The 15,036-nt window shown below is 47.0% G+C and carries 8 protein-coding genes; 3 read left to right on the forward strand and 5 right to left on the reverse strand.

What is annotated here, in order from left to right:
• Window positions 1–163: 163 nt before the first annotated feature.
• From AB7D94_RS12245 to AB7D94_RS12255, 3 genes are read right to left on the reverse strand one after another with little or no spacing between them, the layout of a single operon-like run.
• On the reverse strand, window positions 164–4,918 hold the full coding sequence (locus AB7D94_RS12245) for a protein kinase domain-containing protein (RefSeq protein ID WP_420266172.1): 4,755 nt from the start codon (window positions 4,916–4,918) through the stop codon (window positions 164–166).
• Between the two features lie 19 nt (window positions 4,919–4,937).
• Window positions 4,938–5,249, reverse strand: coding sequence for a hypothetical protein (locus tag AB7D94_RS12250; RefSeq protein ID WP_420266173.1), 312 nt, complete (start codon window positions 5,247–5,249; stop codon window positions 4,938–4,940).
• A gap of 29 nt (window positions 5,250–5,278) precedes the next feature.
• On the reverse strand, window positions 5,279–6,802 hold the full coding sequence (locus AB7D94_RS12255; RefSeq protein WP_420266174.1) for a protein kinase domain-containing protein: 1,524 nt from the start codon (window positions 6,800–6,802) through the stop codon (window positions 5,279–5,281).
• 172 nt (window positions 6,803–6,974) lie between these two features.
• Here AB7D94_RS12255 and AB7D94_RS12260 point away from each other — a divergent pair, with 172 nt between their 5' ends.
• A complete protein-coding gene (locus AB7D94_RS12260) occupies window positions 6,975–9,938 on the forward strand; it encodes a winged helix-turn-helix domain-containing protein (protein WP_420266175.1) in 2,964 nt (987 codons plus the stop codon).
• Between the two features lie 9 nt (window positions 9,939–9,947).
• Window positions 9,948–10,169, forward strand: coding sequence for a bacterial transcriptional activator domain-containing protein (locus AB7D94_RS12265; RefSeq protein WP_420266176.1), 222 nt, complete (start codon window positions 9,948–9,950; stop codon window positions 10,167–10,169).
• 52 nt (window positions 10,170–10,221) lie between these two features.
• On the opposite strand, the gene AB7D94_RS12270 is transcribed toward AB7D94_RS12265, so the two are convergent.
• Window positions 10,222–11,733 carry an ATP-binding protein gene (locus AB7D94_RS12270; protein WP_420266177.1) on the reverse strand — a complete coding sequence of 504 codons (1,512 nt, stop codon included), beginning with the start codon at window positions 11,731–11,733 and terminating at the stop codon, window positions 10,222–10,224.
• Window positions 11,730–12,680 (reverse strand): ABC transporter substrate-binding protein, encoded by a 951-nt coding sequence (locus AB7D94_RS12275; protein ID WP_420266178.1) that lies wholly within the window; start codon window positions 12,678–12,680, stop codon window positions 11,730–11,732. The genes AB7D94_RS12270 and AB7D94_RS12275 overlap by 4 nt, the downstream gene beginning before the upstream one ends.
• Window positions 12,681–12,939: 259 nt before the next feature.
• Here AB7D94_RS12275 and AB7D94_RS12280 point away from each other — a divergent pair, with 259 nt between their 5' ends.
• A complete protein-coding gene (locus AB7D94_RS12280) occupies window positions 12,940–14,886 on the forward strand; it encodes a TonB-dependent receptor plug domain-containing protein (RefSeq protein WP_420266179.1) in 1,947 nt (648 codons plus the stop codon).
• Window positions 14,887–15,036: the final 150 nt, after the last annotated feature.

Raw genomic sequence — 15,036 nt, forward strand, 5'->3', positions numbered from 1 at the left:
CTTTAGGACATTTCTACTTTGGTAGAATAGGACATTTCTATTTTGGTATTACAGGCACACGCTAACCGCATCCACAATCAGGCCGCTTATCCAACCCTTTACAGAACCTCCATTGTCAACCTTCCATCACTATCGTAGTGCGTTTGCCCTGCAATCTCCGCCGTTAAAACAATTCGGAGATTTTTTTGGCTTCCCCTGCAACTTTGGCGCTTGAGTCGGACATGCCTTTTTTTATTACCCCTTTTGCCTTTGAGCCTTTCATAAATATCAGCGCTGAAACGGCATCCTTTCTTACCTGCTCATCAGGGCTTCCCATCAATGATTCAATCAACTGGAGCGCCTTTTCAGGGTCAAGTTTTTTTGAAAAGAACATCCTGCCCAGCGATGGCGCCACTATCGTGCCAAGGTAGGGATTACTAATGGCAAGCTCCGCAAGGGCGTTAACAGACTCCACTGTCCCAATCGTCGCCAATGTTGAAGCAACCAGCCTCGCCCCCGCCGGGTTGCCCCTGACAAACCCCTCGCTGCTCAACAAGTCCGTCAGAGAGGACAGCGCGTCATTGCCCATATATGACAGCATAATTGACAGCGCCTGCGAATTCACAGGGTCGGCCTCCTGCGTCATATCATAAATCAGCGTCTTTACCACAACCTTATCAGAACGAAGCCCAATCAGACAGGCAATGTTCTCACGGCTCTTAGGGTTAAGTGAGGCCACTACCGCCCTATCCTTCCTTATGAATACCGAATAGCTTTCCTTGTAGGCGTCAATATTAGACGCGCTGCAGCCGGAGGGGTGCTTGTCCATGAATTTTACCGCGTCATAGACAAGCGTAAAATATATGTCTTCCTTGACCAATTCCTTCAACTGCGACGTATTATATCTCGTGGTTGTCATGGTATGCACTACCACTGCCGCTATAATGCCAAGTAATATCAGCGCGGTGGCCACAATCACCTTCTTCAGCCACGTAGTCTCGGCCTTGACCTTCACCTCGGCGGCGGTAGGTTTTTCCGCTATCTCTTCCTGTATAAGCGGCGGGCGCATGATGGCCTTCTTTACGAGGGTCTTCTCTATCTGCCTTAGTGTCGGTTCAAATGTGTCGTCAATAAGATGGCTCAATCCTGCCGCCGTTATCATTTTCTCCAGCTCGGCGTGTGTCCCATGACTGACCGACACATCCTCATGGGAAAATGAGATATATTGCGTCATAATCTGCCTTAACGTCTGACTGCCGGATTTGTTTTCCTCTGCCGTAAGTTCCCACTCAATAAACCACCTCACGACTGTGGCGTCAAGCGACGCCGAGTACAGATAAAACCCGTTTGGGCTGAACACAAGGGCGTTTACACCGTCTCTATGGCCGGTGAGCTTAAATAAACACTCATCGCTTTCAATGTCGAAAATGCTGATTTGCCCTTCCATCGTCCCACATGCAAAATACTTTTCGTCACTGTGGCAGAAGGCAACGCTCAGGCAATTTGACTCCCCTGTATTAAACGTCCTGATAAGTTTCATTGATTTAATATTCCACAGGCCTACTAAACCATCCTCGGCTGCCGTAAGGGCATAAAGGCCGTCCTCACTAAGCGCTATGGCGTTTATTGCGCCATCATGGCAATCGGCGCTTCGGGCGGCCTTCCCCGTAACGCTGTCCCAAAATACGACAGAGCCGTTTTCCATCCCCGAAATAAAAATCCTCTCGTCCTTATGAAGCGCGAGGGCAGTCACCATGGCGCCGCACTCCTCAAAGCGTCCCAGATACCCCCCCCCCTCGGCCGCGTCCCACAGCCGGATAGTCCTCTCTGTGGCCGCCGAAAAGACATACCGTCCATTGCCCGTCATGGCAATCGCCTTCACCGGACCCTTGTGCTTTGAAAACTTATTTGTCTGAAGAGCGGTGTCAATATCCACAGTCAGCACATTGCCATTTTCTGTGCCGACGCATATTAGTCTGGACATAAAGTCAGCGGCCATGGATGTGACCGCGCTGCCGTCAGTCCCCGCCTCGCTGACGACGGCCGCACTTGAGACGTCTGTCTTACGCACCATGCCGTCTCTGTCACCCGTTATCAGGCAACGTCCGTCATACGTTATTGAAAGCGTGTTGGCAATGGCGCCTGATGAGGGATAATCATTAACCCTCCAGCCACCCTTAGGAAATTTTCTATTGTATGCCAGTGGCACCGCGGCCAATAGTTCTGTGGCCTCGGCGTTTTGTTCATACCCAGCCAGGGAGCGAACCGCTTCTATCACGGTGGCCGCCCCTATGAAGTCAGAATGGTTTATTTTTTCTTTTGCCTCGGACAACCTTTTTGAGAACTCATAGCTTATTTCACTCTCTCTGATTACCGCCGGCTGGACTAATGTGTAGGACAGCGCGTAGGTATTTTCAAAGTTGACAAACATGATGTCATTGCCCTGGCCTATTATGAGTTTGTTTTCCGCCTCGCTTATAGCGCCGCATCTTATCGGCCCTCTGTATTTTATAATCCTGTGAATAAGACTGGTCTTTAATTCCCACACCCTGACGGCAGTCTCATCAACGGCAATCATAAAACGCCCGTCGGCACTAAAACCCGCAAACACGATTGGGCTGCTGTGTCCGCGAAACTGTTCCACTGGTTTCCCTGTCTCTGTGTCCCACAATATGACCGAATCCCTGCCACTTCCCGTAACGGCAAGTTTGCCGTCACCATTGAGGGCAATCGTCTGAGCGCCACCTGACTGCCCCGAAAACCTGAGCGCGAGTTTTCCGGTCTTGGTCTCCCACTTACACGGCGGGCCACCCTTGTGCGACGTATAGACGTACTTTAAATCAGGCGAGAGGGTTAGAGCGGTAACGGGAATCTTCTCTGTCTTGTATGCCCCCACGGCCTTTGAGTTTTTTATGTCCCACACCCTGATTGCGCCGTCGCGTGAGGCGGCTATTACGTAAATAGTGGAAGGTAAAAACCTGACCGCGGACAGGCCCTTCTGCCCATCTGCCGCAAAGGTATGGAGTGTCTGGCCATTGCCCGCGTTTATGATATGTAGCGTGCCGTCGTCAAGGCCAGCGGCTATATAGCGCTTATCAATGTTTATGTCAATTGCCGTTACCGCGACATCCTGCCCCTTTTGAAACACACATACAGGGGTGTCAGAGTCAAGGGGGTACACATATACGCGGCCATCGCCCATACCGGCACAGGCTGTCTTGCCGTCTTTAGACAGCGCCAATGACGACGCCTCCCTAAACTCGTCAACATATCTCCTTCGTACCGAAAAACCGGGAAGGGTCTTAAAAACTGCTTCAGGCAGCGATTCGGGAAGCTCAGTAAAACGCCCCCTCCATTTCTCATATTCGCCACCGTAATCCCTACTAAGCTCTTTAAGGCAATGGCAATAGCCCGTGGCCGTTACCGGGTCCTCTTTCCCGTTATCCAAAAACCATCTGAAATTGGCGGCGGCCACCTCCAGCAATTCAACATCTCCGCTATTGGTCTCGCCGTTGGCTATTAAGAGGGCGCGTATTTTCCTCGCCTCCGTAAGGTCATTTCTTTCTTTAGAAAACTCATCAATAATATTAGTGGCCGTGTACTCGTCTCCGAGCATGAGGTGGAGTTTCCCCATCAAAAACCTCCCCTGCCCGATGTGTTGAAGGCTTTGGAGATAGCCGTCCATTTTAGTTACGGCGGAGTCCTCCTTGAGCGCGCCCTTTCTTACGCCAAGCAGGGCAAGGTTAAAGGCGGCCTCGACATGCTCAGGGTCAGTGTCAACGGCCTTCTTCCAGTGCTGCTCGGCGCGGTTTAACTGCTGTATAGTGGCATATGAAACCCCCTGATTGTTCAGCGAGTCTGCCTTCAACGCCGATGGCTCGGCCACTGGCCTTGGATACGCGGTACCCGTGGTGCTTGAATAAATCGCAATGAGCCTGTCCCTGATTGCGGCAAAGTCTGCCGGTCTGTTGCCTTTGTCTTTATCAAGACATTCAAGCATCAGGCAGGACAGGGCATCGTCAATGCCGGGGTTCAGGTCTTGCGGCAGAGGAGGCGGCTCCTCGGTATGAATCTTTTTCCACAGCATAATCTGGTAGAATATGATGCCCTGCCTCTGTTCCGGCGTAAGCATAAAAGGCCTCCTGCCGCAAAACAATTCGTAAAGAATACAGCCGAAGGCGTAGATATCAGAGGACATTCCGGCGGTATGGGCGTCTTTAAACTGCTCAGGGGCCATGTACTGCGGCGTTCCAAATGGGACTCCACCAATGGTCATAGTCTGCCACGGGTTTGATATATCCTTGTGAAGTTCAGCCTGCGCGGCGAGGATGTCAATCATTGAGGCATTTTCCTCACCGATTGTCAGCACCTCATCCTTACCCCAACTGCCAAGCCCGACAAGGCCAAAGTCGGTTATTAAGGCCATGCCGTACTTGCTCATAAGAATATTGGCGGGCTTTAAATCCCTGTGGACGATTCCCGTTTGTGAAACACCGCTGTTGTCTGTCCAGAGAAACGTGTGCGTCCAATTCATACCGGAGGCTATCTGAATGGCCATGTCCAGCCTCTCGGTAAATGTGGACAATGTCCCTTCCCTCAGCCATTTATCAAGCGCCCCGGCATCCACGTATTCGATAAACAGGCGTGGAAGCCCGTCCACCTCCGCAACATAGTACGCCGAACAAATGTTAGGGTGAACACCAAGGCTTATCCAGGCCTCCGCCTCACGATAAAACCGGTTCAGCCCGTCGGGGTTTGCCATGACAGACGGCAGGGGGGTTTTAACCGCCACCATCCTTCCGATTTCCCTGTCAAAGACAAAATACACCTCGCCCATTCCGCCGCGCGCAAGGCCGCGTACCTCATACCTGTTGTCTATGACGGCGTTGTTCTTCCAAAGACCACGCTCCGCGGCCTTTGAGGACATGTTTCCTTTCATTAAGAGGCGGCCCCCCCTGTTACTGCATCTGCGCTAACGAACCCGTGTTCGGGTCATATTTATAGATTCCCTTGTCTATTGTCACTCCAGCAAATTGCTCCAGTTCGGCGAGGTCTTTCGGGTATCTGCCCTCTGCCGCCTGAAAACTGTTCACGGCCTGGCGGAGATTTGCTATGTCGGTCTTTTGAGATAATGCCTTCGCCTTGTCCATCGTTTCCACTTTTTTCATAGACGTGTCGGTGATTTTTTCAGAGACCTCGGACGCCTTTTTGCAGGACTGCATGGCTAAGACAAAACACAACAACACTACCACGTTAACAATAACTCTCATCTTAATCCTCCTTATTTTTATGTGGCTGATCACTTCCAGCCCTCTGATTCCATGACGGCCTCTATTGCCGCCTTAAACTCCTCGGCGTCCTGAAATCCATTGGCAATGTCTTTTGATACGGATTTATCAACTATCGCGGCAAGGGACTCGGGGATGTCCAGCCTGCGGTTTAATATTGGTATCGGGGCATCCTCCATGACAATATCCAGTGGATGGCGCTGCATGGGAGACATCCCCTTGCCCATATTCTTAAAGAATTCCTCTGAGATGTTCACGGTATATTTCCCTGTGAGCATAAAATAAAGCGTAACTCCCGTGGAATATAAATCTACTGTGGGTTTGGCATACTTAAAGTTTTTAATAATCTCCGGAGACATATACATGACAGAACCAGCAAATCCCCCTTGTGTCTTTGTTATGTCAAGAAATGAGTTTCCAGACTTGACAAACGACTTCGCAAGCCCGTAGTCGCAAATCTTGGCCAGCCCCAGTCCGTCCCCTTTAGGCGGGGTCAAAAGTATATTAGACGGTTTAATATCCCTGTGGATAAATCCACCGCAATGCAGGGCGCTGAGGCCGTTAAGCACATTAACGGCGATGGCACAGGCATTCCATGGGGGAAGAACCCTCCCACGCATAGTATTCATAAGAGACGGGACGCTTCCCCCCTGTATAAACTCCATGACGAAATAATATGTCCGGCTGACGATTCCCTTGTCCATTATACGAACGAGGTTAGGATGTACTACCCGCGACTGAACCATCATTTCACGCTCAAATATCTTTATATTTTTGGGGTCATCCATGGCGGACGGGTGAATCTTCTTTAACGCGCATATCCTGCCCGTATCTTTATGGATTGCCTTATATACGACACCCATTCCACCCCTGCCGATTTCCTTCAACACGAGATAATATTCGTCAAGGTCATATGTCTGCGTATCCTTCCTCATTGCCTTGACACATTCCGGGCATACGTATGTGGAATCAGGAAATTCACAGGCCAGGCCGTCAAAATCTGCGCTGTTTGAGACATCTGCCTGGCACTTGCCGCAGGTATAAGTCTTTCCTTTGAGGCCCATTGCCGCAAAAAAATCTGAACACTCCACTCTCACCGTAGCATCAAGCCTAATCTTCCAGCATCGCGTGCACAAGACATCCTCATGTTCCACTTCCCTTGCGTGAACGCCTGTTTCGTCCTCAGGCAATTGGCCGCCGCAGGCGCTGCAAATCAATATTTTACCTTCTTTCTGTTCGATAATTACACGCATACGGGTACTTCCAACCCTTATTTCGTCCATGTTGTTTAGAACCTGGCTATTGATCTTTGTTTCGTTGACAAAGGTGCCGTTTCTGCTGTTCAAATCTGTAACTACACACTTGCCATGGCGAATTTCCAGAATGCAATGGGTTCGTGAAATCAGCCTGTCGTCTATTCCTATCTGCAAATGTGCGGATTTAGACCGGCCAATAATCATGGATTGTGTGCTGTCTAAGGTAATTTCCTTACCCTTCTGAAGGCCTTCAACAACCTCTATTGTCATATTCAACATAAACTGAGGCCCTCTGTATAATATCGCATCAGCATGATGTTTAGTTTATCACTACCGGCCATAAAAAGACAATAAACAGGTAGGGCGCTGTCCTTGCCATCTCTTGGTGGCATTGTTTTTTCTCGTGTTGTTGATGTAGTATAAGCCGGCGTCAGGAAACGAGGAGATGTCTATGATTTTATCACACAAAGACATAGGTACAGCCGTACCGGCTAAGATAATGCCGCCTCGCCTGCGTATGGCGCTGCGGCGAAGACGGTGTTTTCGTGTCATTGATACCGCCTTGTCGAGACCTATCGTCTGGGTGACTGCCCCGGCCGGGGCTGGAAAGACCACGTTAATTGCCGATTATGTTGATACCATGAAAATCCCCGCGCTGTGGTATCGCCTCGATGAACGGGATACGGACATTAAATTATTTTTCTCATACATGCAGGAGGCCCTCAGAATACATATCAATGACAGTGGGATTGTCCTGCCTGACCTTGTATCAGAGGAATCTGGCCATATTGATACCTTCCCAATGCTGTTCTTTGACCAGTTGTTTGGACATCTGGCACCCCCGTGTGTGCTGGTCTTTGATGACTATCAGAATATACCGGAGAACTCTGTCCTTCACAAGGTCTTTATCAAAGGGTTATCTCAATTACCTGAGGGGATTTACGTCATCTTTATAGGCAGGGATGACCCACCACCACCGTTTGTCCATTTTCTTGCAAAGATGACTATGAACACCATTGGTTATGGCGACATAAGGTTCGATTTGAGAGAAACGACAGACTTGGTAAAAAGCGGCCATTATCATACTGTACCGGATGGCGCAATTGACAGGTTATACAATGAGACCGGCGGCTGGGTGACGGGGTTGATATTGGCTCTGTCTCAGGTTGACAGGACAGAAAATCCCGCCGCTAATTCCTATATATCTAAGGAGACGCTGTCTGAATATTTCATGATGGAGATATTCGATACCCAACCGGATGATATTAAGGAATTCCTGTTAAAAACCTCGTGGCTGCCTGAGTTCACTGTTGAAATGGCGGCAAAGATTGCACCACAATCAGCAGGCATATTGGTCAATAAATACAAAGGCTTCTTTATTACAAAAAACTACGGCAACGGTGTGTTTACCTACTGGGGTATGTTCAGGGATTTTCTGTTAAATCAATCAGAAGTCTTCTATGGGGAGCGCTTAGGCGGGATAGCATTACAGGCGGCGGATATTTTAGAGGCGCACGGCTATGTCGGCGAGGGCATGGCACTGATTGTTAAATTCAGGAAATGGGAAAGGTTCGACAACATAATCGCCCATCATGTGCGGGATATTACCGATGAGGGACATCACGCCATTGTAGATAATTGCATGTTCAGCATACCAGATGAGATAATACAGAATGACCCATGGATGCTGTTTTTGCAGGGGTTAAAAGAGATATATTGGTATCCCAAAGGCGCGCGCCAGATATTTGAACGCTCATATAACATGTTCAAACAATCCAGATGTTCTGACGGCCAGCTATTAGCTCTAAGCGGCGTAATAAAGGCCATTGTGATTGAAGGCAGAGATGCCCATCCCCTTGACGGCTGGATTGAAGAGTTCGAGGGGACGCTATTTGAAGAGTATAATCATATAAAATCCCTGAAGATCAGAGAAGGTGTGGTGTCGGGCATTTCGGCGGCCCTGATATTGCGCCAGCCGGGGCATATAGGCATGGATTATTGGTTAGAGGAAGCCGATAAAATTGTACTTTATTCTAAAGATATTGAGGCAAGGGTTTTCGTTGGCTGCAACATCATAATGTATTATCTATGGTCAGGTATGACATTTAAGGCAGGGGTTATTGTGGATGTACTATCGCTTCCAGTAAGGGAATTAAAGACATTGCCGGTGCTGCGGTTAATGTATCTAAGGGCTGAGGCCTTGTACTTCTACTATAAATTCTCTCCTGACAATGTGTTTAAGGCCGTTGATGAAGGACTACTGCTTGGGAGTCAGGCAGGCATACATGTAATGGATTCGGAATTATCAGGAATATCCATTTATTGTTGGCTTGCTGAGGGTAATGATAAGGCCGTCGAAGAGAAACTGCAACAAATATCGGCCTGCATGGCAGATGGCCAAAGTTACTCGCCATTATATTATCAATTATTATCCTTAGTCGAACTATCTAAAAACGAATTTCCCACGGCAATAGAGTACGCCAGAAAAAGTATGGCAATGGCGCGGGAGTACGGCTGCCATTTTATGATGGGTATTAATAAATATTTCATGGCATATGTATTGGTTGAATCAGGACAATATGATGAGGCCATGCATCAATTAAAAGATATTGAGGGGATTAGCGCTATCACAAAAAGTGAGCTGCTTATGTATCATATTTCTTCGATTAGGGCACTGGCCGCCCTGAAAACTAATGATGAAAAACAATTTGAAAATCAGGTTAATAAAGCAGCCCTCTTCGCAAATCAATCAGGGATGAGGACATTGCTGCCTTTGCAGAGGTCTGTCGCCAAGGTCTGTAAAGCCGCGATTGACAGGGGGATACAAGTGGAGTATGCCAGAGAGTTAATCCGGCTTCATAAAATAACATCAGATGACCATACGATGGAACATTTCCCATGGGCCATAAAATTGTATACACTTGGGCGGTTTGGAATATCTGTGGATGGTAAAGACATAAAGTTTCAGGGTAAATCTCAGAAGGTACCATTGCTGCTTTTGAAGACAATTGTATCGGCTGGCAAAGACTATATTGATACCGGGCAAATTACCGACAATATGTGGGCTGAGTCAGACGGTGATTCGGCACACAAGACATTTAATATCAACATGTATAGATTACGTAAATTGTTGGGAAATAAAGAAACTATTATGTACTTTGACGGGCATTTATGCCTCAATCCAGAACTTTGCTGGGTAGATATATGGGCATTTGATGACATTATTGAGAAGATGGATATAATCAAGAGATTGGGCAATAAATCTTCTGATGAAGAAATGATGCGCCTGTTTGTTAAGATGGCTTCTCTTTATAAGGGTGATTTTATGCCGCATGATGGCAACACATGGATAGTTCGGACGCGTGAGAGATTAATGTGGAGATTTATTAACTGTTGTTTGCAGGTTGGAGATTGATTTGAAAAATTGGAGAGATGGGAATACGCCATAGAATGTTGCAGAAGCGCCTTAGCAATATGCACTAAAGAAGAGGTATTCTATCAAAGGCTTATGATTTACAATCAGTGCTTAGGACGAAAATCTGACGCTATATCTGTGTACCATATGTGCAGAGGCATACTATCGGCAAACGGCATAAACCCTTCGCAGGGGACACAGGCAATCTACGACTCAATAATAAAGGATTAACGACGAAGGGGGGTAACCCCCCTTCACCCGTATTTTCGCGGCGGTAACACTGCTAATTGGCCGGGATGTAAATATTTACTGCGGTGCCACGGCCCTCTTTCGATTCTGCTTCAATGTGTCCGCCGTGGTTTTTTATTATAGAAAACGCAACCGCGAGACCAAGCCCGTAGTGCTTATATTTAGTGGTAAAAAACGGGGTAAATATCTTCTCTATATTGTCGGGTGAGATTCCAATTCCCTTATCAGATATTGAAATCAGGGCGTATTGTCCATCTTTTAAATGTGTGTGGTTAGAGATGTCTATATTTGTGGCCTTGATTGTTATTGTGCCGTCGGTCGGGGATGCCTCCATTGCGTTGGTTAAGACATATCCAAGGATACGGCTTATCTGCCATTTATCAAATCTGCACTGTCTGAGGTTGTCATCAATTAACATATTGAGTTTAATAGGGGAGTTTACCGTCACTAATGGCAGCGCCTGTTTCAGAACAAGGGCAAGCGACTGGACTTCAATAAAGGTAGTTGAGTTTTTTGAAAAGTCTGCGAGCTTTTTTGAGAGTTCCCTTGCGTATTCAAGTGTGTCTCTAAGGGCGTCAAGCTCTTCGTATGCCTTATGCCCCGGTGACAGGTAATTCCTTGCCACGAATATTTTTGACGTGAAGGTATTTATCAGGTAGATAAAATCACGAGATATATCCGTTGCAAGGCACCCTATTGCCTCCATTTTATGCATATGAACGAGTTGATTTTCGAGCCGGTTTTTGTCTTCCTGTCTTTTTTGCAGTTCGTCTATCATACCATTAAAAGACTCGGCCAACTGCCCAAACTCATCGGTGTGTAAGACGGGAATTTTTTTTGGGAAATCGGAATATTCGATGTGTCTTACGCTATCTGTCAGCTCCCTGACCGGCTGTAAAATACGCCTTATAAAGACATATACTGTGGCTAATCCCGCAAATAGAAAAAACAATGACGCCAAAATACTTTTATATGTGAGGACTTTTATGTCATGTTTTAAGGACTTCATGGAAAGCACTACTCGTACATAGCCTACCAACCGGCCTGGTTTTGCCTGTTGAATATTGTCAAAATAATATGGGGTTGACGTATATCCGGTATATGCCGTCACCGGCGACCAAAATTCAATGGTATTGTCATTCTCAGTATGTAACGGCATCAGACTTTTCCTCATCTGTGCAATTAATTGTTCGGGGTTATCTACAGTTATTACATTTCTGGCATTGCTGAACTCTCTTGTTTGTTCAGTGATAAGTTTACCCGAGACATTGAACACGGAGGCGGAGACGGCCTCTGTGTCTTTTAAAACAGTATCAACAGAAGGTATTATTAAATCCTTATTCTCGGCAAATATCCCAACCCTCGAATTTGAGGCAAGAAGCTCTGTAATGAGAGTTCCCTTAACTATCAGCCCATGCCTCAGAGACTGCCTTTCATTTAAAATGAAGCATGTGGTGAGGACAACTGAAAAGATAACTATAAACAACGCGGCTGTCGCAAAAACCCTTGCGCTGAAACTACTGCGGTATATGCTCAATATCTTCATTCATATACATCCATCGCAATTTTAGCAAAACCACTATTCTTAAACCTTTCGTTAACTGCAATCGCCATCTTAAGGGCTGTTATCTGATTAATGGATACCCTTGCAATGGACGCCTCGTATATCTGCTTTTTGATGTGCCCAGACCCTGATGTTATAATATCCCCGGCCTGTCTGCCTATTTCATAAGGGTCAATGTTTAATGACATCACAGCGCCAAGGGCAACATGCCTGTCCGTAAATGTAATCACCGGTATATTTGATTCTATTGAGTATAACATGATAAATTCGGTATTTTCCGGGGTCACCACCGTCACGTCCGGTAGTATCCACAACGCGTCAATTTTATCCCTTATTGATTGCAACACAGAGGGCACCTCTTTGGGTGATTGCACCTTCTTCTCCACCAAAACAACCCCCCGCCTTTTTGCCGATTGAGCCGCATCTTTCATAAAGACATCCTTGTTGGCCGGATTATAAATAACCCCAAGCCGCTTTACCCAGGGAAATACATCCACAAATGAGGCTATTTGCCTGGCCGCCGGTATCTCCATACTTACGCCAAACACATTGTCATGCCCCTGAATAATTGCGGAGGGATTCAGCACCATCATATACAGCACAGGTATGTCCCTAAACGCCAACGCCGTAGTCAGCGCCTCCTGCCCAACCGCGACAACCATGCCGGGTCTCGATCTTTTTATCTCTTCAATACTAAATCCATTGCTGTCTAACGGTATTACCCTCTTAATGTTACAGTTACAGGAGGATTCAAATCCCTTTATGGCGTCTTCATACGGTTTAATCGCGCTACTTTCTATAACTGCCACATCAAGCGCACTGGCTGTGGGCACATATATTATAAACAGCATCAGATACACAGCCACCAGGATTAAAAAGTGCCCCATAGCTGAATACCCCGCAAAATATTTAACTATTCCGGCTCTCATATTTATTCATTCATCCACCTTGCTTTTACTTATAATTTTCGTGTTTAATAACGCCATAGCGTTGAAATCTGAACACCGTACGCTAGGGATATTATAACAAATGAAACTAATAATAAGATATAGGGACGGGGCAATCGCATTTGAAAAATAAAGCAGAAGATCCCTGTGCAATCATTCCGGCTTTGTCCCTTTCCGTCATTCCGGCTTCATTTTGTCATTCCGGCTTGTCCGGAATCTTCCCTTCAGTGGGAGTTTCATAATGATTGTGCATATTCCGAGGCATAAGGACAGATTCCAGACAAGCCGGAATGACAAAAATAATGGAGGCAATTCCCAATGCGTTTGCCTTGGAGACAGGGCGCTATATTTTCTCGCCGCCGTGTTGGTTTTCTATCCCACAGTCTTATATGCCCTTGCGGAGTCTGAGGAATCGGCGCTTTCCATGTATTTTGGGAAGGATGATATGGCGGTAACCCAGACAAGATACCTTAAGCCGGTATCGCAGTCGGCGGAGAACATCGTCGTAATAACCGCCGATGAAATCAAAACTATCAACGCCCATACCCTTCAGGACTTACTCAAATATATAACCGGAACATTTATTGAGGTAAAACCCGGCGGCGCCGGTGGGCTATTTCGCATTCAAGGCTCCGAGCCTCAACAAACCAGGGTGCTCATAGACGGTGTCACATTAAATGATTTGTCTTTGGAGACAGTAACCCCAAACACCATACCCGTCCAAAACATTGAGCGAATAGAGATAATCAAGGGACCTGCCTCCAGCGTGTGGGGCTCTTCTCTTGGAGGGGTTATTAACATAATAACAAAGGACGCAGGGGGTACAAAACCGGCGGATGTCACAGTGTACTCATCTTACGGCGCTTACAACTCATGGGATGACAGGATAGAGGCGCGGGGGACGATAAACAAGTTTGGATATTACGCGGCCGCCGGCAGAACTGCCTCAGAAGGTTACTCAAAAAACCTGCCGGTTGATGAGCAGTGGGTTTATACTAAATTTAAATTTGACGTAACGAATGATTTTCAGGTCGGCTTGATTGCCAACTATTCAGAAGACAGGGGACAGCCCGTACAACCCACCCTTGACAGCGACAGCCACAGGCAATATTTCGTCTTAAACGCCGATTACCACATAAGCAGCGAGGCGTCAATTAAGGCCTCTCTTCGTTCAATGCGCTTTTACAACACTGTTGTTGCAAACAAAGACAATTCCACCCCAAACTCAAATCTTGACAAAGACATCGGTGGCAGCATAGTCTTCAACTGGAATAACACTGTTCACAGCATCGTGGCAGGCGGCGATTATGACAATATGCAGCTATCCTCCGACCTCATAGAAGGAGGCAGACAGGTTTATACGAAATACGCCGTTTTTATCAACGATACGATTGCCATTGACAAGTTTGCGGTTACACCTGGGCTGCGTTATGATTATCTTAACCTCAGCGGGGGTTTCCTTAGCCCAAGCCTTGGGATTACGTATCAGGCCGGCAAGGAGTCAATCATTAGGCTTATTGTTGCAAGGGGTTTTAACGCGCCAACAGCAAGACAGACGTCCGTCAGTATGCAGGCCGGCCCTATGACGTTTATAGCAAATAACGACCTCAAGGTTGAGAAGGTTATGTCGTATCAACTGGGTGCCGAAACGGCGCTGTTAAAATACCTCTGGCTTAAAACCACTCTCTTCAGGCACGATGTTACAGGCGCGATAAATCTTACTACCGTCACAGCAAACACTGAACAGGCAACGAACCAAAAGAAAGAGGTAAGACAGGGTTTTGAGGTTGATGTAAGCACTATACCGATTTATAATACAACGTTAAGTTCGGGGTTTACCTTTATGTATACGAGAGAAAAAGATACCGTTGCTCTTGCGGAGGACACGCCACGATACTCCATAGATGTTGGCGTCGAATATAACGACAAGCGCACCTTTAGGGCGTCTCTCAAGGGACACTATGCAAGGTGGCACATCGTCCAATCTGATTACAACAACAGTTATACATACTTTGACAACTCCTTCGTTTGGGATACTAACGTCTCAAAGCAGATATATAAGGACAAGTACATAAAGACGGAGTTGTTCCTGAAGGGCAATAACCTGTTTAACAACTCACAGTTCCTCTATGCCAACCGCAACTACAATGGGCGATTGATTGAGTTTGGTATCAGGGCGGAGTTTTAGCCGCTGGGTTTTAGCCGCCGCTGAAAATATTTTCGCACTCCGCGACAAAAAATTGTATCCACCCAGCTTGTCTTGCCGCCACCTGTCAGGCGCCCTGCCGTCATTCCGGCTTGCAGACTGTGTCACAATAGTAAAGCAGCCCCCCCCCCC

The sequence above is a fragment of the Candidatus Magnetominusculus dajiuhuensis genome (genome assembly GCF_046044395.1).
Lineage (GTDB): Bacteria > Nitrospirota > Thermodesulfovibrionia > Thermodesulfovibrionales > Magnetobacteriaceae > Magnetominusculus > Magnetominusculus dajiuhuensis.